23 protein-coding genes are annotated in these 23,208 nt (G+C 62.5%); 9 read left to right on the top strand and 14 right to left on the bottom strand.

The genetic code is table 11. The features are described 5' to 3' along the window. Positions 1–3 precede the first annotated feature (3 nt). Positions 4–606: a DUF1080 domain-containing protein gene (locus GWE18_RS36530; RefSeq protein WP_275190498.1), complete on the bottom strand. Its 603-nt coding sequence runs from the start codon at positions 604–606 to the stop codon at positions 4–6. A gap of 223 nt (positions 607–829) precedes the next feature. Between GWE18_RS36530 and GWE18_RS36525 the strand changes: the two genes are divergently transcribed. Both GWE18_RS36525 and GWE18_RS36520 read left to right on the top strand, forming a co-directional pair. Then, the gene (locus GWE18_RS36525; protein ID WP_275190497.1) at positions 830–1,297 is read left to right on the top strand and encodes a cupin domain-containing protein; all 468 of its coding nucleotides are present in this window, start codon (positions 830–832) and stop codon (positions 1,295–1,297) included. 97 nt (positions 1,298–1,394) lie between these two features. After that, entirely contained in the window at positions 1,395–1,634 is a 240-nt protein-coding gene (locus GWE18_RS36520) for a DUF2171 domain-containing protein (protein ID WP_275190496.1), read from the top strand. A gap of 374 nt (positions 1,635–2,008) precedes the next feature. Here GWE18_RS36520 and GWE18_RS36510 read toward each other — a convergent pair whose 3' ends face one another. Continuing rightward, entirely contained in the window at positions 2,009–6,097 is a 4,089-nt protein-coding gene (locus GWE18_RS36510; protein WP_275190494.1) for a GAF domain-containing protein, read from the bottom strand. 382 nt (positions 6,098–6,479) lie between these two features. Here GWE18_RS36510 and GWE18_RS36505 point away from each other — a divergent pair, with 382 nt between their 5' ends. The 4 genes from GWE18_RS36505 (at position 6,480) to iaaH (ending at position 11,515) form a co-directional block, all read left to right on the top strand. Further along, the gene (locus GWE18_RS36505; RefSeq protein WP_275190493.1) at positions 6,480–7,532 is read left to right on the top strand and encodes an Ldh family oxidoreductase; all 1,053 of its coding nucleotides are present in this window, start codon (positions 6,480–6,482) and stop codon (positions 7,530–7,532) included. A gap of 25 nt (positions 7,533–7,557) precedes the next feature. Continuing rightward, positions 7,558–8,925: an LLM class flavin-dependent oxidoreductase gene (locus GWE18_RS36500; protein WP_275190492.1), complete on the top strand. Its 1,368-nt coding sequence runs from the start codon at positions 7,558–7,560 to the stop codon at positions 8,923–8,925. Between the two features lie 15 nt (positions 8,926–8,940). Further along, positions 8,941–9,726, top strand: coding sequence for a fumarylacetoacetate hydrolase family protein (locus tag GWE18_RS36495; RefSeq protein ID WP_275190491.1), 786 nt, complete (start codon positions 8,941–8,943; stop codon positions 9,724–9,726). 361 nt (positions 9,727–10,087) lie between these two features. Further along, on the top strand, positions 10,088–11,515 hold the full coding sequence (gene iaaH, locus GWE18_RS36490; protein WP_275190531.1) for an indoleacetamide hydrolase: 1,428 nt from the start codon (positions 10,088–10,090) through the stop codon (positions 11,513–11,515). Between the two features lie 15 nt (positions 11,516–11,530). Here iaaH and GWE18_RS36485 read toward each other — a convergent pair whose 3' ends face one another. Genes GWE18_RS36485 through GWE18_RS36470 form a run of 4 tightly spaced genes read right to left on the bottom strand, consistent with a single transcriptional unit; the run spans position 11,531 to position 14,992 of the window. Further along, on the bottom strand, positions 11,531–12,265 hold the full coding sequence (locus GWE18_RS36485; RefSeq protein WP_275190490.1) for a LuxR C-terminal-related transcriptional regulator: 735 nt from the start codon (positions 12,263–12,265) through the stop codon (positions 11,531–11,533). Between the two features lie 58 nt (positions 12,266–12,323). After that, entirely contained in the window at positions 12,324–12,470 is a 147-nt protein-coding gene (locus tag GWE18_RS36480; protein WP_275190489.1) for a hypothetical protein, read from the bottom strand. A gap of 20 nt (positions 12,471–12,490) precedes the next feature. Beyond that, a complete protein-coding gene (locus GWE18_RS36475) occupies positions 12,491–13,678 on the bottom strand; it encodes an acyltransferase (RefSeq protein WP_275190488.1) in 1,188 nt (395 codons plus the stop codon). Between the two features lie 30 nt (positions 13,679–13,708). Then, entirely contained in the window at positions 13,709–14,992 is a 1,284-nt protein-coding gene (locus tag GWE18_RS36470) for a serine hydrolase domain-containing protein (protein ID WP_275190487.1), read from the bottom strand. A 130-nt stretch (positions 14,993–15,122) separates the two neighbouring features. Here GWE18_RS36470 and GWE18_RS36465 point away from each other — a divergent pair, with 130 nt between their 5' ends. Further along, the gene (locus GWE18_RS36465) at positions 15,123–15,584 is read left to right on the top strand and encodes a carboxymuconolactone decarboxylase family protein (protein ID WP_057851977.1); all 462 of its coding nucleotides are present in this window, start codon (positions 15,123–15,125) and stop codon (positions 15,582–15,584) included. 45 nt (positions 15,585–15,629) lie between these two features. Beyond that, positions 15,630–16,013 carry a cupin domain-containing protein gene (locus GWE18_RS36460; protein WP_275190530.1) on the top strand — a complete coding sequence of 128 codons (384 nt, stop codon included), beginning with the start codon at positions 15,630–15,632 and terminating at the stop codon, positions 16,011–16,013. Between the two features lie 149 nt (positions 16,014–16,162). Here GWE18_RS36460 and GWE18_RS36455 read toward each other — a convergent pair whose 3' ends face one another. The 8 genes from GWE18_RS36455 to GWE18_RS36420 all read right to left on the bottom strand — a co-directional run bounded on the left by GWE18_RS36455 (position 16,163) and on the right by GWE18_RS36420 (position 22,654). Next, positions 16,163–17,020, bottom strand: a complete 858-nt coding sequence (locus tag GWE18_RS36455) for a D-amino-acid transaminase (protein WP_275190486.1) — start codon at positions 17,018–17,020, stop codon at positions 16,163–16,165. Positions 17,021–17,031: 11 nt separating this feature from the next. Then, positions 17,032–17,175: a hypothetical protein gene (locus tag GWE18_RS36450; RefSeq protein WP_275190485.1), complete on the bottom strand. Its 144-nt coding sequence runs from the start codon at positions 17,173–17,175 to the stop codon at positions 17,032–17,034. A 3-nt stretch (positions 17,176–17,178) separates the two neighbouring features. Continuing rightward, positions 17,179–17,910 (bottom strand): amino acid ABC transporter ATP-binding protein, encoded by a 732-nt coding sequence (locus GWE18_RS36445; protein WP_275190484.1) that lies wholly within the window; start codon positions 17,908–17,910, stop codon positions 17,179–17,181. Positions 17,911–17,916: 6 nt separating this feature from the next. Next, positions 17,917–18,609 (bottom strand): ABC transporter permease subunit, encoded by a 693-nt coding sequence (locus GWE18_RS36440; RefSeq protein ID WP_275190483.1) that lies wholly within the window; start codon positions 18,607–18,609, stop codon positions 17,917–17,919. A gap of 2 nt (positions 18,610–18,611) precedes the next feature. After that, positions 18,612–19,343 (bottom strand): amino acid ABC transporter permease, encoded by a 732-nt coding sequence (locus tag GWE18_RS36435; protein WP_275190482.1) that lies wholly within the window; start codon positions 19,341–19,343, stop codon positions 18,612–18,614. A 219-nt stretch (positions 19,344–19,562) separates the two neighbouring features. Beyond that, positions 19,563–20,414, bottom strand: a complete 852-nt coding sequence (locus GWE18_RS36430; RefSeq protein WP_275190529.1) for an amino acid ABC transporter substrate-binding protein — start codon at positions 20,412–20,414, stop codon at positions 19,563–19,565. Between the two features lie 110 nt (positions 20,415–20,524). Next, positions 20,525–21,496 carry a LysR family transcriptional regulator gene (locus GWE18_RS36425; protein WP_275190481.1) on the bottom strand — a complete coding sequence of 324 codons (972 nt, stop codon included), beginning with the start codon at positions 21,494–21,496 and terminating at the stop codon, positions 20,525–20,527. A 312-nt stretch (positions 21,497–21,808) separates the two neighbouring features. Then, the gene (locus tag GWE18_RS36420) at positions 21,809–22,654 is read right to left on the bottom strand and encodes a hypothetical protein (RefSeq protein WP_275190480.1); all 846 of its coding nucleotides are present in this window, start codon (positions 22,652–22,654) and stop codon (positions 21,809–21,811) included. Positions 22,655–22,763: 109 nt separating this feature from the next. On the opposite strand from GWE18_RS36420, the gene GWE18_RS36415 reads away from it, so the two are divergent. Beyond that, on the top strand, positions 22,764–23,168 hold the full coding sequence (locus GWE18_RS36415; RefSeq protein ID WP_275190479.1) for an FAD-dependent oxidoreductase: 405 nt from the start codon (positions 22,764–22,766) through the stop codon (positions 23,166–23,168). Positions 23,169–23,208 lie beyond the last annotated feature (40 nt).

Here is a 23,208-nt window from a genome sequence, read left to right as displayed (position 1 = left end):
GGCCTACAGCGGCTTGATCTGCACCTTGCGCCACTTGATGACGCCAGAACCGTACTGCAGCGCGAACGGGCCGCTGGCGTGTTTTGAATCCTGGACATCAACGGTCTTCTGGCCGTTCAGCAGGACAACGAGATGCGGCCCCTTGGCCGTGATTTCGTAGGTGTTCCATTTGCCGCCCGCCTTCGGCATCGGGTCGACCTTGGCCACATCGACGATCGCGCCGGTGCCGTAGGTCGGATCGGGGCGCTTGTCGAAAATATTGACCTCGTAGCAGATCTTGGAGTCGATCTTCTCCGACTGGTCACAGCGAATGAAAATTCCGCTGTTGGCGTCATCGTCGGCCCAGAACTCGACCTTCATCTCGAAGTCTTTGTATGAGTTCTTGCTGACGAGATAGGACGGGTCCTTGCCCTCGGTGATCTTGTCCGCGACGAGCGCGCCGTCTTTCATTGCCCAGTTGGCTTTGCCGACCTCGGTCCAGTCGCCCATCTTGGTGCTGTCGACGAGCGTCACCCAGCCATCGCTCTGGCCGGACGCCACGCTGGAAAATTGAATAGCGGCGGCGCCGATCACCAGACCGGCTGCAAGTACCGATATGCGCTTCATGAACGTAACCCTCCCATGGCTGCTTTTTGTTGGACGCAACCTAGCATCACAGTTCACGGCGTAAATCCGTTTTTCATGCTGCAATTGCGTTGTGCGCATTGTGCGTGTCGCAGCCGCCGGTCACGCATGCACGCGCTGCGCTTTGCCCCGCAAACAGGAGCGGCTAGCGTAGCCGAACAACAGAGATGAGGCTCAGTTCACAAACCGATTGATGGAGGAATCCATGAAGCTGGCAAAGCGGCCTTGGCTATATCTCATTGCGCTGCCCGCACTCGTCGCGATAAGCGGGATCGCTGCTGCGGCGGAACTCAATCCGGCTGCAGTCATCTACAAGCTGCCGGATCAGATTCCCTGGGGCCCGGTCAATGCGGCCGGCGCGCAAAGCGCCGTCGTTGTCGGCGATCCCGCAAAGCCCGGCTTCTACATGGTCTATAACAAGTGGACCAAGGGCAATCATTTCAGCCGACCGCACTTCCACCCCAACGATCGCTACATCGTCGTGCTGCAGGGCACGTGGTGGGTTGGCTCGGGACCAAAATTCGATCCCGCCAACACGACGCCGATGCCGGCCGGCAGTTTCGTCACGCATTTCGGCAAGCAGGTGCATTGGGACGGCGCCAAGGATGAGGACGCCGTTCTACTGATCATGGGCGAAGGTCCGGCGACCACAACGGCGGCGGAAGAGAAGTAACCGCTGGCAGAACGGGACCGGCTTCGAGATCAACGACCGGGCAACCATTCCGGCAGCGGCGCGTTTCATCTCCCCAACCGTTAGAGGGATATGAAACATGGCTTCCGCTTCACAGATTCGGGAACATATGGACGTCATCTCGTCGGACAAGAAGACAGTCGGAAAAGTCGACCATATGGAAGGAACCGACAAGATCAAGCTGACCAAACAGAGTTCGCCTGATGGCCAGCATCATCACTTCATTCCGATGTCCTGGGTCGACCACGTCGATCAGCATGTCCATCTCAACAAGTCAGGCGCGGATGTAACCTCGCACTGGCAACACGGCCGGCAATAACCGGCAACATGCATTGCGCTGCCCGTGGATGCGGATATCATCAGGCTTCAGGAGATGGAATGCATCCGGCAGCGATACTGCAATTCGAACGTATGATCGGCGAATACATCACGTGGCGTGCCGTTCCGGAAACGGACCGCTCGCCCGCACCGGCGTGGTGGTGGGGACCCGCAATGGAGTTGCGCGCCTCCCCCCAGTCGCTCCCTGCCGAATGGTGCGCCGAGCTCGGGTTGCCGGACCGGGCGACTTATGCTTCCGCCGCGGCGATCTTTCTTGGGACCTTCGCAGGCCAGACGTCTGTGCCGTGGCCTTATGATTTTCCCCGCAAAACGGCTATCCCGGACCCGGCGGTCCGCGAGTTGCACCCGCAGCCATCAGACGACAGCGCCTTTCAACCCTGACCCGGCTTCCGGCTGCAATGGCGGCGAGGCCAGCCGCGGTTCGGCCCGAAGCAGATCAGCCATTTGCTTCGCGGGCAGCGGCATCGAGAACAGGAAGCCCTGCATTTCGTCGCAGGCATGGCTGCGCAGGAAAGCCTCCTGCTCCACGGTCTCGACACCTTCCGCAATGACGGTCATGCCAAGCGCCTTGCCCATGCTGATGATCGCCTGCGCAATGGCCTGGTCTTCGGAATCGACAGGCAGGTCGCGAATGAAGGAACGGTCGATCTTGATGGTATCGATCGGGAACTGCTTCATCAGCGACATTGACGAATAGCCGGTACCGAAGTCGTCGATCGCAAGTCGAATGCCGCGGCTCTGGATCGCGTCCAGCACCTTGATCGCGCGCGACACGTTCCGCATCACCATGCTTTCGGTGACTTCGAGCTGCAGCAGCACCGGCGACATGCCGCTTGCCAGCAGCGCCTCGTCGACATCGTGCAACAGATGCGGATCGGCGAATTGCCGCGGCGAAAGGTTGACCGCCATCGTCACCGGGCGCAGCCCACGGCGCTGCCAGGCCATGTTCTGCGCGCAGGCTTCCTTGAGCACCCATCGGCCGATCGGAACGATCAGCCCGGTTTCCTCGGCAAGCGGAATGAATTGCCCCGGCGATACGGCGCCTAATTCGGGATGAATCCAGCGCAGCAGCGCTTCAACGCCGGTGATCTGGCCGCTCGCCATATCGATCTTGGGCTGATAGTGCAGCGAGAACTGGTCGCGCTCCAACGCGCGGCGCAGCGCGCTCTCCATCGTCAGGCGCTCGATCGACTGCGTCTTGATCTCCTTGGTGAAGAAACGGAAGCCGTTCTTGCCGTCCTCCTTGGCGAGATACATCGCCATGTCGGCATTCTTGGTCAGCGTTTGCATGTCGGTGCCGTCGAAGGGATACATTGCGATCCCGATCGAGGCGGTGGTGTGGCATTCGTGACCGCTGAGCTGAAGGGGCTGGCTCAATACGGAAAGCAGTTCGCCGGCAATGCGCTCGACCTCGTGATGCTCGGCGGTCTCCTCCAGAATGACCACAAATTCGTCGCCGCCGAGCCGCGCCACGACATCGCTCGAACGCAGCGCGTGCCTCAGCCTGCCGCCGATCTCGACAAGGAGCATGTCGCCGGCATCATGTCCCAGCGAATCGTTGATGACCTTGAACCTGTCGAGGTCGATGAACAGCAGGGCAAACTGCCGCTGGTAGCGCGCGGCAGCATCGATCGCGCGGCGAAGCATGCCGTTGAACATTTCCCGGTTCGGCAGGTTGGTCAGGCTGTCGTGCGACGCCAGATACTCGATCCGCTCGTCGGCCTTGGTCTTTTCGTCGGCACGATCGAAATTCTCCAGCGCGAACGATACGTTGTCGACGAGCCGGTGCAGCAACTCCGCAAACTCGGGCGTGAACGTATCCTTCTCGCGCGACATGAAAGACATCGCGCCGACGACCTGCCCCTGCACCAGCAGGGGGAATGAAGCGCCGGAATTCGTGCCGTCGTTGCGAGCGGTGGCGTGAAACGCCTCGGCGCGCGGATCACCGAGGTAATCGTTGATGATGCAGGCATGCTGCGAACGTATCGCCGAACCACAGATCCCACGTCCCTCCGGGTGAGCCTCGCTGCTCGATATCGTTGCCTGGCGCGCGCTCGATGCGGTCGGGCCGGCGGCAGCCACGACGTCAAGATATTCGCTGTCGGGCTTGATCAGCGCGATGGAGGTCAGGGTAAACTTGCCGCCGTTCGCCGCCGCTTCGCACACCAATTCGAACAGTTCCGCCCGAGAGGAGGCGCGGATGATCGCCTCGTTGGTTGAGCTCAGCGCCGCCAGCATGCGCGTCAGGCGCTCTTTCTGGACCTCGGTCCGTGCCTTGTCGTCGGTGCGGTCGAAATTCTCCAGCGCGAACGACACATTGTCGGCCAGTCGTTGCAGCAGTTCCGAAAACTCTGAAGTGAAGGTGTCCTTGTCCAGGGACATGTAAATCATGACGCCGACCGGATCATCGCGCACCAGGAGGGGAAAGGCAGCGCCCGACTGAGCGCCGTAGCTGCCGACGACGGCCTGGAAGGCGGCGACGCGCTGGTCGGTGACATAATCATTGGTGATGCACGGGCGCCTGGTTCGGAACGCCGTTCCGCTGAGCCCCCGTCCCTCTGGACGGGTCTCATCCACCGACAACCTGACGTGCCGCGTCGTCTCGGCTGCCGGGCCCGAGGCGGCTACGATTCTGAGAAGATCGCTGCTGGAATCCGCCAATGCGATGGTGGTCGACGTAAACCTGCCGCCACCCGCTGCGGCTTCGCACACCAGGTCGAACAGGTCCTCGCGGGATTTTGCCCGCATGATCGCCTCGTTCGTCGCGCTCAAAGCAGCGAACATCCGGGTCAGGCGTTCTTTCTGACTTTCGGCCTTCGCCTTCTCGTCGGCCCGATCGAAATTTTCCAGCGCGAACGACACATTCTCCGTGAGCCGCTGCAGCAGCTCGGCGAATTCGGGCGTGAACGTATCCTTCTCGGAGGAGATGAAGAACATCACGCCGACCGGCTGACCGGAAACCAGCAGCGGAAATGCAGCGCCCGACATGGCGCCGTCGCTGTGAATGAACTGCCGAAATGCCGACCCTCGCGGATCGGCCCGCAAATCATTGGCGATGCAGGCTCGTCTTGAGCGGAACGCATTGCCGCAGAGCCCGCGCCCTTCAGGAAGATCCGCGTTGGTCGAAACCTTGACCCGCCGCATGTTGTTCGACGTCGGTCCCGCGACGGCCACCAGATCGACATCGTAGCTGTCGGGGCGAGCCAGCAGGATGCTGGTCGAGTTGAACCGGCCGCCCTTCGCGGCGGCTTCGCACACCAGTTCGAACAGCTCCGTCCGCGACGTCGCACGAACGATCGCTTCATTGGTCGCACTGAGCGCCGCCAGCATGCGCCTCAGACGTTCCTTCTGGGCGTCGGCTCTTGCCTTTTCGCCGGCGCGCTCGAAATTGTCCAGCGCGAACGAGACGTTCTCCGCGATCCGCGCCATCAGGGCGATGATCTCTTCGTCCTCGGCCCACAGCTTTCCGACAAAGAACAGCAGCACGCCGACGCTCTCGTCGGCCTTGATCAGGGGGACAGCGACGCAGGCGGTGACGCCGGTCTCGCGCGCGGCCTGATACCAGGGCTGGCCCTGAGTCGATTTGAGGATGTCGTTGTTGACGGCAGGCTGCTGCGTTCGGAATGCCCTGCCGCAGACGCCTGTTCCGTACACGTTGCCGGCATCGATCGAGAACGGCGCCCGCATGATCTGTTCGACGATGGCGCCCGTTCCGGCGACCGGCTTCAACCAGATCGAGTCCGGCTCCACCAGCAGGACCACCGTAGCCGCGGACTTTCCGCTGTGTACCGCAGCATCGCAGACGCGCTGATAGAGTTCCTGTTCGGTCTTGGCGCGAAGAATGGCTTCGTTGGTCGCGCTGATGGCGCCGAACATCCGGTTCAACCGCCGCATGGTGCGCTCGCCGTTCTTGCGCGCGGCCTCATGGTCGAAGTTGTCGAGTGCAAATGAAATGTTTGCCGACACGCGCTCCAGCATCGAGACGAGCTGCCCGTCGATTGAGTGAGCCTCGCGCCGCGAAATGAGCAACACGCCGACGCTCTCGCCATTGCAGGTCAGCGGCAGCGCCGCCGCGGCGCCCACCTGATTGGCCTTGGCACCCTCGCGCCAGGCCAGCGAGCGCGGGTCATTCAGGAAATCGTTGCTGACGCATACGCGCCCGTCGCGGAAGGCCTGCCCGGCAACCCCGGAACCTTCGGGCGTACCGGCCACGACCGAAATGTCGATGCTGCGCAGGCGGGGTACGTCATCGCCGCAGCCGGCCGCGAAACGCAGAAGATTGGTTTCCGGTTCCAGCAGGAAAACCGCCACGGCCAGGAAGTCGCCGACCGAGAACGCGGCTTCGCAGACCTTCGCGTACAGTTCTTCGGGTGATTTGGCGTACAGAATCGCTTCGTTGGTCGCATTCAACGCCGCGAGTGTGCGCGCGATATCGGTCTTCACCGTCCCCAAGCTCCTGCCGGCAGCGCCGGGCTGCCCCTTACGGATTTTATGCGTGCAACAGGCCTAAATGCTCGTTATTGGCGGCCGGGAGTTGCGATTCAGAGTAAATGTCAGACCAACGGTGAACGACGCCGCTCCGGAGAACTACGGCCCATTCACGATTTGTCAGCCATACCGCTGGCGCGCGCCGGCCGGGTTGCGGGACCTGCTGCGAGCAATTTTCGAATTTTGCAGGATGAGAATCCTGATCCGTGAGGGCCGTGCTGACGGCATGGCTAACAGGATATTTCCACGCTTGCCCTGCCGCGGGCGCTTTGAGAGCATGCCGGTACCAAGCACGACCCGCGGTTCGCGCGGGCGCTCAAGGTCGAGGAAATTCCCCATGCCGATGGTCCAGGCCGACCGTCTCATGCAAATCGGCGCGGCCCTGCTTAGGGCTGCCGGCGCAACTGAAGAGGAAGCCAGTGCGGTCGCCGTCGGCTGCATCAATGCCAATCTCGCCGGCCATGACTCGCATGGCGTGATCGCGATTCCGACCTATATCGACCGCATCAAGGCCGGGCATATCGTGCCCGGCGCGAAATGGACTATCGTTCAGGAATCGCCGACCACCACCGTGATCGACGGCCACTGGGGGTTCGGCTTTCACGTCAACGCCAAGGCGATGGCGCTGACGATCGAGAAGGCGAAGACCGCCAATGTGGCGGCCTGCACCGTGTTCCGGCAGAGCCATGTCGGGCGGCTCGCCGCCTATCCGTTGATGGCGATGCGGGCGGGCATGATCGGCATCGCGGCTGCCGATTCCGGCCGATCGCCAAAGCATGTCGCGCCGTTCGGCGGCCGCGAGGCAAGGCTCGGCACCAACCCGATCTCGATTGCGGTACCATCCGATCTCGAAGCACCATTCTATCTTGATATGGCGACCTCGGCGGTCGCGGCCGGCAAGATCGCGCTGTCGGTCGCGCGCGGCGAACAGATCCCGCAGGGCTGGATCATCGACGCCGACGGACGGCACACCACCGATCCCACCCAGTATCGCAAGGGCGGCGCGCTGCTGCCGCTCGGCGGCAGCGAGGGCTACAAGGGAAGCGGCCTCGCCGCGATGGTCGAGGTGCTGTGCGGACTGCTCACCGGGCTCGGCTTTGGTGTCGAGCCGACCGGCCGCCACAATGACGGGTGCTTCATGGCGGTGTTCAACGTCGCGGCCTTCCGTCCCCTGAAGGATTTCGAGAAAGAAGTCGGCGAGTTCGCGCGCTATCTCAAATCGACGCCGCCATCGGAAGGCTCCTCCGGTGTGTTCTATCCCGGCGAGATCGAACATATCCGCGAGCAGCAGCGCAGGCGCGACGGGATCGAGATCGAGGACGCCACCTGGGACAAACTGAAGGCGCTGGCCACCGACTACAAGCTGGCCACTGACCTCGACCTGAAATGAATTCTGCCAGCACAAGGAGGACGGCATGACACGGCAAATGGCGCTGGTGGGATTCCTGCAGGCGCAGAACTGCACCAATCTGCCGAGTTCGTGGCGACACCCGGAATCGCGAGACGATTCGATGTCGGCCGACTATTATCAGGAGATTGCCCGGATTCTCGAAGCCGGCAAATTCCACATGGCATTCTTCGATGATCGCCTGGCGATGCCGGACCGTTATGGCAACGACCATGCCCACACCGTCGAATACGGCATCCGCTGCGTCAAGATGGACCCGCTGATCGTGCTGACCACGATGGGCATGGTCACGACGAAGCTCGGGCTGGCGTCGACCTGCTCGACCACCTATTACGAGCCGTTCGATGTCGCGCGCCGTTTCGCTACCCTCGACCTGATGTCGGGCGGGCGCGCAGGCTGGAACGTCGTCACCTCGCTCAATGACGGCGAAGCCCACAACATGGGCAAGGACGCCCATCTCGAACATGACTTCCGCTACGATCGCGCCGACGAGTTCATGGAAGTCGTGCTCGGCCATTGGGACACCTGGGAAGACGGCTCCTTGATCATGGACAAGAAGAGCGGCCGCTTCGCCGATCCGGCCAAGGTGAAGCGGCTCGACCACAGCGGGCAGTTCTTCAAGTCGCGCGGACCGTTCACGGTGCCGCGCTCGGCGCAGGGCCATCCCGTCATCATCCAGGCCGGCGCGTCCGGCCGCGGCCAGCGCTTTGCGGGGCGATGGGGCGAGGTGATCTTCACCGCCGCCCGCAACGTCGCCGCCGCCAAGGAAGGCTATGCAGCCGTCCGCAACGAAGCGGCGAAAGCCGGCCGCGATCCCGACCAGATGTTTCTCTGCAACCTCACCACCCCGGTCTGCGGCGCGACCAAGGCCGAGGCTGAGGACAAGATGGCCGTAATCAACAAGCTGCCGCTGGAAATCGATGCGCTGTCGCTGCTCGCGGAAGCGCTGAACTACGACTTCGCCTCCAAGCCGCTCGACGAGCCGCTGACATCGGAAGAGCTCAAGAGCATGCAGGGTATCCTCGGCATTCGCGACGGCGTGCTCAAGAAATCAGGCAAGACCAATCCCAGCGCGCGTGACTTCGTCACCTTCTCCGGCCGCGGCCAGGTGCAGGACGCGATCGTCGGCGGCCCGAAGGAGATTGCGGACAAGTTAGAGGAGATGTTCGTCGAGCGCGGCTGCGACGGCTTTGTCATCGCCGCCACCATCGTGCCCGGCTCCTATGCCGATTTCGTCAAGCATGTCGTGCCGGAACTGCAGCGCCGCGGCCTGTTTCACAAGGACTACGCCGGCAAGACGCTGCGCGAAAATCTCGGTCTGCCGCGCCCCGGCGCCGGCGCCTGGAAAGCCAGCCCGCAGGCCGCAGCCGAATAAAGCAAAGGACACTTCATGCGTTGGCTAAGGTTCACCGCCGCCGGCAAGACGTCCTGGGGCATTGTTGAGGGCGAGCACGTGATCGCCGTCAATGGCGATCCCTTCGGCGAATGGCAGCGCGGGACGCAGTCGCATGCGCTGAAGGCCGTGAAGATCGAGCTGCCGCTGATCCCGCGTACCTTCTATTGCGTCGGGCTGAACTACCTCAAGCATCTCAAGGAAGCCGCCGACAAGGCGGGCACGGTGCCGAACGTGCCCGACCGGCCCGAGATCGGCTATCGCGCCCAGAACGCGCTGATCGCCCACGACGAGGATGTGGTGATCCCGGCGAGCGCGACCGAAAAGATCCATTACGAGGGCGAACTGGTGGTCGTCATCGGCAAGAAGGCAAAGCACCTCGCCGAAGCCAACGCGATGGATTTCGTGTTCGGCTACACCATCGGCAACGACGTCAGCGAGCGAACCTGGCAGAAGGCCGATCGCAGCCTGTGGCGCTCCAAGAACGCCGACACCTTCAAGCCGATGGGGCCGTGGATCGAAACCGATGTCGATCTCGACAAGATGGAGACGGCGATTCGGGTCAACGGCAAGGAGACCGGCCGCTTTCGCACCAACGACATGATCTTCGGCATCGTGCCGTTCCTTGTCGAGCTCTCCAAATATTTCACGCTGTCGCCGGGCGATGTGATCTGGATGGGTACTGACGGCGCCTCACCCGACCTGAGGGACGGCGACGTCGTCGAGATCGACATCACAGGGATCGGCACGTTGCGGAACAGGTTTGTGAGGGAGAAGGTTTGAGGCCGTCGGCCGAAGCCTTTACTTGGGCTGCTTCGGATTGCGCCACTAGTAGACCCTCATCCTGAGGAGCGCGGAACGCGCGTCTCGAAGGATGTGGCCCGGCCGGTGGCCTCGCCCTTCGAGACGGCCGCTGTGCCGCCTCCTCAGGGTGAGGGTCAAGGAGAACGGCTCGCGCCCAAGCCTTCGGGTCAGCGTCCTCAGAAATGAGGACAGGCGCCGGAAGCGGCAGCGGGTAAGGTTCGTCCGGACGGGTACCTAAGTTCTACGGAGGATCATCATGGCTCGCAGCTCAATCCTGCTCGGCACGGCGCTGACGAGCCTTGTCCTCGCCGCGGTGTCTCCAGCGGCGGCCCAATCGGCGATCGATCTGGATCAGCTCACAGCTACGCAAGCCGCCGCCGATCTCTGCGCCGGCAAGATCACCAGCAAGGCACTGACATCGGCGGCGCTGGCGCGGGCCAAGGCAAAGGCCGAGCTCAACGCCTTCATCACGCTGGACGAAGCCGGCGCGATGAAGGCCGCCGAATCCTTCGACGCCGGCCGCAAGAAAGGTTCGTGCAAGCCGCTTGCCGGCGTGCCGGTCGTCATCAAGGACAATATCGAGGTGGCCGGACTTCCCGCCAGCGCGGGAACGCCGGCGCTGAAGGGCTTCGTCCCGAAGAAAGATGCGCCTGTGGCAGCAAAACTGCGCGCGGCCGGCGCGATCATCATCGGCAAGACCAATATGCATGAACTCGCCTTCGGCATCTCCGGCTACAACGCCGCATTCAAGACGGGGACCGAATCCGGCGTGCGCAACGCCTATGATGCGACGAAGATCGCCGGCGGCTCGTCATCGGGAACTGGGGCTGCAGTCGGCGCGCGGATCGTCACGGCAGGTCTCGGCACCGACACCGGCGGCTCGGTCAGGGTGCCCTGCGCGCTGAACGGCTGCGCCGCGTTGCGTCCGACCGTCGGTCGCTATTCGCAGCAAGGGATCGCGCCGATTTCGCACACCCGCGACACCGCCGGCCCGATGGCTTCTACAATGGCCGACGTCGCGGCCCTCGACCGCGTCATCGCCGGCGGCGGCGCGATTGCGCCCGCCGACCTGAAGCAGCTACGCATCGGCGTCGACAAATCCATGCTGGCCAATCTCGACGGCGATACCGAAGCCGCATTCAAAGCCGCGCTGGAGAAGCTCAAGGCGAGCGGCGTGACGATTGTCGATATCGAGATGCCAAAGCTCGCCGAGCTCAGCGGCCAGGTCGGATTTCCGCTCGCGCTCTATGAGGCCTATGACGACATGGTCGCCTATCTCAAGAACAGCGGCAGCCGCGTCAGCATCGAGAATCTCGCCAAAGAAATCGCAAGCCCTGACGTGAAAGGCACCTATGAGGGGCGGGTCATTCCGCGCAAGCTGCCGGGACCGAACAACACGGTCTCTGAGGCCAAGCCGGCCTATGACGCTGCCATGAAGACCGCCCGGCCCGCGCTGCAGGCGCTCTATCGCGACACGTTCGCAAAGAACAAGCTCGACGCCATAGCCTTCCCGACCGTGCCGAAGGTCGCAATTGCCTCAAATGCTGACGCGTCGAGCCTCGCCAATTTCCTGCTGTTCATCCAGAACACCGATCCCGGCAGTAATGCCGGCGTCCCCGGCATCCAGCTTCCGATCGCGCTCGGCGCATCGAGCAAGCTGCCTGTCGGCCTCGAGCTCGATGGGCCCACGGGCAGCGATCGCCGGTTGCTGGCGGTCGGCATGGCCATGGAAAAGCTGTTCGGCCGCCTGCCGCCGCCGTCGCGCTAGGCGCGGCTCGCGTCGCTAATGCCGTGCAAACAGGCTGGCGACGCCGCTGCGGCGGCGGACGCCGAGCTTGGCGAAAATCCGCTCGATATGGGTGCGGACGGTCGAAATCTTGACCTGCAGCCGATGCGCAATCTCCTTGTCGCTCAGATCATCGGATATCATTCGCGCGATCTCGAATTCGCGCACCGAGAGCTTCAGGATCGGTGAGCCATCCGTAGCAATGGCCGAAGCCCCACCGGCCGCGCGCACCAGCGCACCGGTGAAAGCCGGCTCGATCAGCCGCAACAGCTCCAGCGTATGGCCGTCGAAATTCTCGCGCCGCCGACCGCGCCAGATCCTGACATCGCCGATATTGCGGCCGTCGACGAAACTATAGGCATTGACGCCCCAATGCAGTCCGTCGCGGGCAAGAAAGTCGTTGAAGAACTCGCTCCGCATCAGGTCGCGCTGCGGCATCACCTGCGTGACCAGCGTCGCCTCGCGGCGCTCCTGGAGCTTTGAGGTGATCGGGTCGTGTTGCTGATAATAGCGGTCGTAGGCCGCGATGTTGGTCGGGTCCATGTTCAGGTACACGGCCTTCTCAAAACGGCCCGTCGAATCCTGCCAGACGAAGGAGGCGTAGTGGTCGGCTTCCAGCAACTCCAGCAGGTGATGACCGACCGCCTCGCGAACGTCGCGCTCGCTGAGGTCTTCGGACAACAGCCCGAAGATGCGCGCCAGCACCCGGCTCTCGGAAGCGCTCACATACATGGCGCCATCCTAGCGGGGAAGCGCGATCAGGGAAACCGGGTTCGCGCCGCCCTGCCGCCTACTCGATCTTGATGCCGGCGTCCTCGATCACCTTGCGCCAACGCTCCACCTCGCTGCGGTAGTAGCGGCCGAATTCTTGCGGAGGCGCGGCGATCAACACGAGGCGCTCGTTGACGCTGAGCTTTTTGAAGGCGTCGGCCTGCACCGCCGCCGACCGGGTCCATTCTAGATCATCCGCGCCACGGCCGGAATTTTCCGCAGCAGCAGCGTGACCGCCCAGCTCAGCGCCAGCGTGCCGAAGAAAACGGCGGCAAACTTGGCAAAGGCCGGCCAAGAGTAATCGTAAACAGCGTATTGCAGCCAGATGACGAAGATGTAGTGCGTGAGGAAGATGCCATAGGCCTGCGGCCGCATGGCATCGAGCAGCCTCATGGTCGATGCGGCGAAACTCAGGGATACAGCCAGTACCGTGAACGTCATCGCGGCGCTGAACAGCGCAAAGGCAAGGCTGTAACCGATTTGCCAGGACAGTGGCGGCGAATCGAAATCCGCAATCCAGTTGTGGTGGGCATAGACCAGCAACAGGATCGCGCCGTAGAACAATGACGAAAATGCGAGCCAGACCGGCCAGCGCTTGGCCAGCTCCCCGTCCTCGCTCAGGATCCCAGCGCGAAGGCTGACCACGCCGATGCCGACACCGGTCAGAAAATAGCCGGCATAGAGCAAGATCCGGCTAGTCTGGATCGGGAGCGGATAACCGCCCGGCTCCAGCCAGCTCGCATCGCCGAAGATCAGCCGCATCGGCACATAGACCGCGATCGAGAAAACCAGGAAAGCGACGAAGGCTGTTCGTGGCTGGTCGCGCAACGAAAAGATCAGGAGACCGGACGTTTTCAGAAGGCGCGGCCCCAGCGCCCACAGCGTGGCGGCGATGGCATCGAGCGCCAGCAGTACCCACAAGAACCATGCCGGCCCCGACGGCCAAGGACCAACCGTCAACGTGCGCCACCAGAAATGAAAGAAGTTAAAGTCGGTGGTGCCGGGTAAATGATAGCGCAGGAAGGTCGGATAATAGGCAATCGGCATCAGCACGAAGATCGAGACAAGAAAGGGAATGCCGAGCCGCCACGCGCGATTTCGCAGGAAGTTCGCCGCTCCCTTGCGGGTCAGGCTGTCATGGACGAACAGGCCCGAGATCAGGAACATGCAGGCCATGAAGAAGCTGTCGTTGAACAGCACGACGAGATCGAACCCGAGCCAGCGCATTTTGTCGCCGTTGCCGAAATGGGTGTAGTTGACCGCGGCATGGTGGATCAGCACCAACAGCGTGATGAAGGTGCGCGCGCGGTCGAGCGCAACGAGACGTATGGAGGCTGTCTTGGCCTGATTGCCTATTTCGGTCTTGCGCAGCATCTCATCTGTTCCAATCAGGCCTGCGCCAGATCATTTTTCGAGCGCGTCATAAATCAGCTTCTTGACGTTCACTTGCACATGCTGGCGTCCGGATGGCGCGTTCTCCAACACGACAAAGAACATGTCCTGGGCGCGGTCCACAACCAGATAGGCGCCGGTCGCACCATCCCATTTGATTTCGCCAGGCGAGCCCGGCGGTGGCGGCACCGCATTGCCGGGATCGGTGCGGACGCCGAAGCCATAGCCGAATCCAAAGCCGTCGCCCGGAAAATAGAAGTAATTACGTGCGACGCCCGAGCCCGGGCCGATGTGGTCGGTGGTCATGGCCGCGAATGTCCTTGGGCTGAGGTAGGTCTTGCCGTCGAGCGTTCCGCCGTTCAGCAGCATCTGCCCGAAGCGCGCGAGATCGGCGACGGTGGAGACCAATCCGCCACCGCCGGATTCCCAACGCGTGACATCGAGGGAATTGCGTTCGGTATGGCGGTCGCGGCGTAGCGGCTGGGCATAGCGTTTCCGCTCGGCCGGATCGGTCAGAAAGAACTTGGTGGTAGTCATCCCCAGCGGATCGAACAGTTCTATCTTTTCGAATTGGTAGAACGACTGGCCGGAGGCGACCTCGATCACGCGCCCGAGCACGTCGATCGAATGCCCGTAATCCCACAGCGTCCGCGGCTGTTCGGCCAGCGGTAGCTTTGCAATCCGCTCGGCAAATTCAGCATTGTCGAAATCGCCGAGATAGATCCCGTCGTAAGCGGCCTTCACCGGTCCCCTTGGACCGTAGAAGCCGTAAGTGATCCCGGACGTATGCAGCAACAGATCCTCGATCGTGACGGGGCGCCGCAGTGGCACAAGATCGAGTACGGCTTTGCCGGACTCATCCTTGCGCTCGACGCCGACCTTCATGCCGGCGAACGAAGGAATGTACTTGGCTACGGGATCATCGAGTTTGATCTTGCCACGATCTACCAGCATCATCGCAGCAAAGCTGGTGACCGTTTTGCTCAAAGAATGCAGCGGAAAGATCGCATCCGGCGTCATGTCCATTCCGGCATCGGCGTCGCGCTTGCCGAACCACTTGAAATAGACCGGCTTGCCCTGGCGCTGGATCAGGACGATGACGCCCGGAATTTCTCCTTGTGCGATCTGATCGTTGAGAAAATCGTCGATCCGCGAGAGCTTTTCCGCTGACAATGGAGCATTCGGCGGCGGGCCGAACTGGGTCGCGGGCAATGGGGCGCTCAGCAAAACCCATGCGAGCATCGCAACCAACAATGTCGCACAGTGGCCTGTCGACACCGACTTGCGCGGTAACATCCGCTGCCTCCCCATTGCGTCGGTTCACATTATTGTATCTGGCAGCATCGATCCAGATGATCGACTATCGTTCAGCTCAGGATACACTGACTTTCGCCTCAAATTGAAAACGTCCAGAGAGGAGAATTGCATGAAGCCCCGGATGAACTACTACCAAGCCGCGCCCGATACCATCAAAGCGCTCGTCGCGCTCGAAGCCCAGATCCAGGCTTCCGGCCTGGAAAAATCGCTGATCGAGCTGGTCAAGACGCGCGCCTCGCAGATCAACGGCTGCGCTTACTGCATCAACATGCATACCCAGGACGCCCGCAAGCAGGGTGAGACCGAGCAGCGGCTGTATCTGTTGAGCGCCTGGCACGAGTCGCCGCTCTACACCGATCGCGAACGCGCGGCGCTGGCCTGGACCGACGCGCTGACGCTGATTGCCGAGACGCATGCCCCTGACGATCTCTACGAAGACATGCGCGCCCACTTCTCGGAATCGGAGGCGGTCAATCTGACCATGCTGATCGGGGCTATCAATGCCTGGAACCGGCTAGCGATCGCTTTTCGCGCGGTACACCCGGTCAAGGCCAAGGCTGCGGTGGCTTAAAGCAAGGAGGCTGACATGACAATAACGATGCGTCGTGTGGCCGCGATGGCCGTGGTTGTGCTGGCGATTGCCGGCGCATCCGCAGCGCGCGCCGAGGGCGACAAGGTAATGCCTGTTCGATCAGAGAAACTTCCCAACGTGCCCGGCAAAAGTCTGACTGCGGTCGTGGTCGACTACGCGCCGGGCGGCAAATCGGCCAGCCATCATCACGCCGGCAGCGTGTTCGCCTATGTGCTGTCGGGCAGCATCCGTTCGGAAAACTCGGCGACCGGCCCGGCGCGCGTCTACAAGGCGGGCGAAAGCTTCTTTGAGCCGCCCGGCAGCGAGCACCTCGTCAGCGAGAATGCGAGCACGACGGAACCTGCAAGCCTGCTCGCGGTTTTCGTTGCCGATGATGGCGCGCAATTGACGACGTTCGGCAAGAAGTGAGGGGTGGTGTGGTGACGAGCCGCGACACACTCCGCTGTCATGCCCCGCGCATGCGGGGCATCCAGTACGCCGTGGCCTCTCGGCTCGATCACTGACGTCTCTGGAATACTGGGTCGTCCGGTCAAGCCGGACGACGACATCTTGGAGTGCTACACCGCCGTCGCCTTGGCGAAGTCGATGTAGATCTCACGCAGCCGGTTGGTCATCGGGCCGGGCTTGCCGTCGGCGACCATCTTGCCGTCGATCGACACCACCGCCTGCACGAACACGCTGGCGCTGGTGATGAAGGCTTCCTTGGCGGCCAGCGCCTCCTCGACCGAAAACGCCCGCTCCTCGACGCGGAGCTGACGCTCTTCGGCGAGCGCGACCACGGCCTTGCGGGTGCAGCCGGGCAGGATCTCGCTGCCGTTCTGCCGCGTCACGATCACGTCGTCCTGGGTCAGGATGAAGCACGATGACGAGCCGCCCTCGGTCACCTTGCCGTCCTCGATCATCCAGGCCTCGCCGGCGCCGGCCACTGCGGCGGCCTGCTTGGCCAGCACCTGCGCCAGCAGCGCCACGCTCTTGATGTCGCGCCGGGCCCAGCGCAGGTCGGGCACCGTGATCACCTTGATGCCGGTCCTGGCCGAGGGCGCATTGATGATGTCCTTCGTGGACGTAAACATGATCATCGTCGGCTTGACGCCCTTCGGAAACGCGAAGTCGCGCCCGGTATCGGCGCCGCGCGTCACTTCCAGATAGACCATGCCGTTGACGAGATCGTTGCGCGCGACCAGCTCCTTCTGGATCTCCTGGATGCGCGCCGTTGTCTCCGGCAGCGCCAGCTCGATCTCGCCGACCGACCGCTCCAGCCGCGCCAGATGCGAGGCGTTGTCGATCAATTTTCCGTCCAGCACGGCCGCAACCTCATAGATACCATCGGCAAACAAAAATCCGCGGTCGAGGATCGAGACCTTCGCCTCCGAAAGTGGCACGTACGAACCGTTGACGTAAGCGATCTGTTCCAAAGTGGAGTCTCCTAAAAGATAGCGATGCCGCCGCGGCGGACGTTATAGGTAACCGTCATTGCGAGGAGCGCAAGCGACGAAGCAATCCATTCCTCCACTTGCAGCGCTATGGATTGCTTCGCTTCGCTCGCAATGACGCGGATGGGCCGCAGCATCCCCTAATGCGACAAGATCTTCGACAGGAACTTCTGCGCGCGTTCGCTGCGCGGACTGCCGAAGAAATCGGTCTTCAGCGCGTCCTCGACGATCTCGCCCTTGTCCATGAAGATCACGCGGTGCGCGACCTTGCTGGCAAAGCCCATTTCATGGGTGACGACCATCATGGTCATGCCCTCGTGAGCAAGGTCGACCATGACATCGAGCACCTCGCTGATCATTTCTGGATCGAGCGCCGAGGTCGGCTCATCGAACAACATCGCGATCGGATCCATGGCGAGCGCACGCGCGATCGCGACGCGCTGCTGCTGACCGCCGGACAGTTCAGCCGGATATTTGTTCGCGTGCACCGTCAAGCCGACGCGCTCAAGCAGCTTCTGGCCCTTGGCCATCGCCTCGTCATGCGAGCGGCCGAGCACCTTCTCCTGCGCCAGGCACAGATTCTCGATGATACGCAGATGCGGAAACAGCTCGAAATGCTGGAACACCATGCCGACGCGGGCCCGCAGCTTCGGCAAATCGGTCTTCGGGTCATTGACCTTGATGCCGTCGAGGATGATCTGGCCTTCCTGGAACGGCTCCAGCGCGTTGACGCATTTGATCAGCGTCGACTTTCCCGAGCCCGACGGGCCGCAGACCACCACCACCTCGCCCTTGGCGACGCTGGTGGTGCAATCCTTCAGCACCTGGAAGGTCGGCCCGTACCATTTATTGACGTGGCTGATCTCAATCATGGGGTCTCACCGTACAATAGCAATGCGTGCCTGCAGGCGCCGGACGCCGTAGGACGCAACACAGGAAATCGCGAAATAGACTGCGGCGGCAAACAGGTACATCTCGACCAGCCGCCCGTCGCGCTGCGCCACCTTGCTGGCGGCGCCGAGGAAATCCGGGATCGACAGCACGTAGACCAGCGAGGTGTCCTGGAACAGCACGATGGTTTGCGTGAGCAGTACCGGCAACATGTTGCGGAACGCCTGCGGCAGCACGATGTAGCGCATGGACTGACTGTAGGTCAGGCCCAGCGCGCTTGCGGCCGCCGGCTGTCCTTTTGAGATGGACTGGATGCCGGCGCGCATGATTTCAGAGAAATACGCCGCCTCAAACATGATGAAGGTGACGAGCGACGAGGTGAATGCGCCGACGCGAATGGGCCGCGACGCGCCGGTCAACCACTGGCCGATATAGGGCACCAGGAAATAGAACCAGAAGATCACCAGCACCAAAGGCAGCGAGCGCATGAAGTCGACATAGAGCCCGGCGATGCGGCCGAGCAGCCGGTAGCTCGACAGCCGCATCAGCGCAATCAGCGTGCCGAAGACCAGGCCGCCCAGCGCGGACAGCCCCGTCAGCATCAGCGTGAAGCTCATGCCGTCGAGGAAGAGATACGGCAGGGAGCGGCGGATGACGTCGAAATCGAGATTATCGAACATGGTCATTTCCCCGCGATGTAGCCGGGGATCGCCAGGCTGCGTTCGAGGAGGCGCATGCCGGTGACGACGACGATGTTGATCGCGAGATACATCACGGTTGCGGCGGTGAAGGCCTCGAACACCTGGAACGAGAACTCCTGCATCGCCCGCGCCTGGCCGGTCAGTTCGATCAGGCCGATGGTGATCGCCACCGAGGTGTTCTTGATGGTGTTGAGGAACTCGGATGTGAGCGGTGGCAGGATGATGCGGAACGCGATTGGCAGCAGCACGTAGCGATAGCCTTGCCCTGTCGTCAGCCCAAGCGCCGTTGCCGCCTGCTTCTGCCCGCGCGGCAGCGAGGCAATGCCGGCGGCAAGCTGGACGGCGACGCGCGCCGACATGAACAGCCCGACCCCGATCGCCGCCGTCCAGAACGGCGCATTGGGCAGCTGCTTCATCCAGAGCCCCGCGGCGCGCGGCAGCAGTTCGGGCAGCACGAAGAACCAGAGAAAGAGCTGCACCAGGAGCGGCATATTGCGGAAGAATTCGACATAGGCGAAGCCGACCCAGGACGCCGTCTTCGACGGCAGGCTGCGCAGGATGCCGATGATGGTGCCGAAAACAAGCGCGATGATCCAGGCCAGCAACGCGGTCTTGATGGTCAGCAGCAGGCCCGACACCAGCATGTCGAGATACGTGCCGGCCCCGGTCGGGTTCGGCTCGAAGAAGATGTGCCAGTTCCAGTTGTAGTTCACGAAGCACCCTGCCCGAAAACGCCGGTAAAGCCTTTGGTCGCTAACGCTTATGCAAAAGTCCGGCCATTCTGCATTTCAAAATGGCCGGACTTTCGACTTTCACCCCTCATCCTGAGGAGCCGCGCCTAGCGCGGCGTCTCGAAGGATAGAGGCCCGACTGTGGCCTCATGGTTCGAGACGCGCCGCTTCGCTGCGCTCCTCACCATGAGGGTCTGCCCGTTACTTATACGAGTCCGGATCCGGCGAATCCGACGGCTTCGCAAACTCGTTCTTCAGCTCGGCGCTGATCGGCACGTTGAGGTTCAGCCCCTTGGGCGGGATCTTCTGCGTGAACCACTTGTCGTAGATCTTCTGGCCCTCGCCGCCGGTGTAGAGCGCCGCGGTCGCCGCATCGACCACCTTCTTGAAGGCCGGGTCGTCCTTGCGCAGCATGATGCCGTAAGGCTCGGGCTTGGAGAACGCATCCTTGGAGATGACGTAGTCGGCCGGCGCCTTCGAGCCAGCGATCAGGCTCGCCAGCAGGATGTCGTCCATCACGAACGCCACCGCGCGATCGGTCTCCACCATCAGGAACGCCTCGGCGTGATCCTTGGCCGGGATGATGTTGATGTTGAGGCTGCGCGCCGCGTTGGCTTCGGTGAGCTGCTTGATGTTGGTGGTGCCGGCGGTGGAGACCACCGACTTGCCCTTGAGTTCGTCGATCGAATTGATCTTGGCCGCCTTCTTGGTGACATAGCGGCTCGCGGTCAGAAAGTGGGTGTTGGTGTAGGCGATCTGCTTCTGACGCTCGACATTGTTGGTGGTCGAGCCGCATTCGAGATCGATCGTGCCGTTGGCGAGCAGCGGAATGCGGGTCGACGACGTCACCGGATTGAGCTTGACCTCGAGCTTGTCGAGCTTGAGCTCTTTCTTCACGGCATCGACGATCTTGTAACAGATGTCCATGGCGTAGCCGATCGGCTTCTGGTTGTCGTCGAGATAGGAGAACGGAATCGACGAGTCGCGGAAGCCGAGCGTGATGGCGCCGGTATCTTTGATGTTCTTCAACGTCCCGGTGAGTTCCTGCGCCATTGCCGGGGTGGTGCACAACGCACCCGCGACCAGGCAGCCGATAATCTGACGGTGTTTCACGTAACTTCTCCCTCAAAAAGCTTCAGATGATTGCTCATTGCTCATCCACTCTAACTCAGCAACTTGCCGGGCCGTTTGGCCGGCGGCCTCGAACCTGCCTTCGCAAGACCGCCCCCGGCGCGCCCGACACTATGCCTGCACAATTCGGACCAAAACAGATTTAGTGCCCGTTGACCATCATGCATTCGACCCCTGAATGCGACTAAAGACAAAGGCAACGCCCATTTGTCGCCGCCGATCGGGATCAGCCGCTTCCGGCCGGAAGCCGCGACGGTGCCCTCTGTTAACCAAGCCACGCCGCGTCCGCCAAGCGCCATGCCGCACAGAACGTCGGACATGTCGCTTTCGATCACCCGCACCCCGACAATGGGGGTGTTCTCCAGGATGAGATCGACCAGCCGGGCGAAATAGACGCCGGGCGAATACATCAAAAGGGGCACAGGATGTGACGTCCGCCCGGGCAGCGACGCGCCGCCCTTGGCCACCAGCCCTTCGCTGGCATAGGGCCGCAAAAATTCGGTGCCGAGGGTCACGCGTTCGTAGCGGTCCGGATCGAGGTGGATCGGCTGCTGGGCGTGGTGGTAGCAGATCATCAGGTCCACGTTGTCGGAGACCAGCGAGGTGACGAGATCGTGGATGTTGCCGACGACCACCGAACAACTCAGCCGCCGCTCCTGTGACCAAACCTGCCACCAATGCGGCAGCCGTGCGGTCGCCAACGCGAACGGCAAGGCGATGCGGATCTGTTCGTTGCGGCGAAGCGGCTTGCCGCCAAGCTCGAGGCGGCTGTCGAGCATCTGCCGCAGCAACTCGCCGGCATGTTCGCGGAAGCGCTCGCCTTGCGGCGTGAGCTGCGTCGGGTAGACGCTGCGGTCGATCAGGTCGAAACCGAGCCAGGCTTCGAGCGATTTGATCCGTCGGCTGAACGCCGCCTGAGACGTGTTTCGTTTCTCGGCAGCGCGCGTAAAGTTGGCGGTCTCGGCCACCATCAGAAAATCCTGAAGCCAGCGAAGCTCCATCATGCTCCCCATCTTGCAGGCGATAGGCGCGTCACGGCGACGATAGCCGCCCTCGCCCTCGGGCAGCACGCGGCCAACCGGCGCTGGTTCTCGATGCGAAAGGTGAAGCCCCACGCCGGCAAAGCTAGCGGATCGGCATGCGGAATGACCAATGCAAGCTTTGCATCACCGCGGCTCGCCAGCGCCGCTGCGGCAATCCCCGTCAATCCCAGCCCGGTCATGCCAGCCGCTCCGCATTCGCCCATGAGGTCCTGCCTTCATTAGCCTGCCACGCCGGAAGGGGTTATGCAAATTTTGCATCATGCAGACTTGGCATCAATGGCGGCGTCCGAGAGCCTTAACCTGGTGCGCGACAACCCTTCGCCCGATCGGTTCCCGCGTTTTGATCGGACGATCATCTAGGACGCTACCCCGAAAATGAAAACCTGTGTACTTGGCGCCGGCGTTATCGGACTGACGACCGCATGGTGTCTTGCCGAAGCCGGGCACGACGTCGTCATTGTCGACCGGCATGCTTCCACCGCGAAAGACGCCAGCGCCGCCAATGGCGGACAGCTCTCTTACGCGTTCGTGGCGCCGCTGGCGTCGCCGGCGACATTGCTCAAGCTGCCATCGCTGTTGCTGTCGCCGGATTCGCCGATGCGCATCCGCGCCGGCCTCGATCCGGACTTGATTTCCTGGGGCACGCGATTCCTGCTCGCCTGCCGGCCGGCAGCCGTACGCGAGACCATTGCGGCACAGCTCGCGCTTGCCGCTTTGAGCCGGGGCGAGCTGGCGCGGCTGACGCAAACCCTGCGCCTGTCGTTCGGACTGCGGACCGCCGGCAAGCTCGTGATCTACCGCTCCGCAGGGGAATTCAAGGCGGCATGCCGCGCCGTTGTCGCGACCGGCGAGGAGGACGGTCAGCAGATCCTGACCGCGGCCGAATGCATCGCGCTGGAGCCGGCGCTCAGACCAGATGCAGATAAGCTTGCCGGCGGCATCTTTACCGCTTCCGAGCAGGTCGGCGACTGCGCCGCCTTCTGTGCGGCGTTGACGGCCCGCCTGAGGCAGCGAAGCAACGTCGAATGGCTGCTCAATACGCCAATTATCGGGCCGGTTCGTTCCGGCGGCCGGCTGGTCGCCGTCGACACCGGCAAGGGGCAGGTGCAGGCGGACCATTTCGTCTTGTGCATGGGCGTGGCATCGGGCGCGTTTGCGCGCGCATGCGGGTTTTATCTGCCGATCTATCCGCTTAAGGGCTACAGCATCACCCTGACGCCGACGCCGGATGCGCACATTATCAGACACAGCATCACGGACATGGAGCGCAAGCTGGTATTCGCCCCGCTCGCGCGGTGGACGGGCAGCGATAAGGGTCGCGGGCATCGCCGATCTCGAAAGCGACACGACGCTCGATGCCGGACGCGTCGATATCCTGCGCCGCGCCTCGGCGGAGCTGCTCGGCATGGACGCTGCCGGCGACATCGAGCCCTGGTGCGGGCTGCGTCCCATGACGCCGGACAGCCGGCCAATCATAGGCTGGTCGCCGCTGGACGGGCTGTTCATCAACTCAGGCCACGGCATGCTCGGCTGGACGCTGGCCTGCGGCAGCGCGCGGCTGGCGGCGGACATGATCGAGCGCAAGCGCCCGGGCACCGAGAGCGGGGCGTTTGCCCTGCGGCGAGCGGCCTAGCGACGATAAGTGTTTGCGAACGAATGGAGCCGGCCCATCC

The sequence above is a fragment of the Bradyrhizobium sp. CSA112 genome (assembly GCF_029051645.1).
In the GTDB taxonomy this organism is placed as follows: domain Bacteria; phylum Pseudomonadota; class Alphaproteobacteria; order Rhizobiales; family Xanthobacteraceae; genus Bradyrhizobium.
This window is presented reverse-complemented; position numbering and strand designations above follow the sequence as displayed.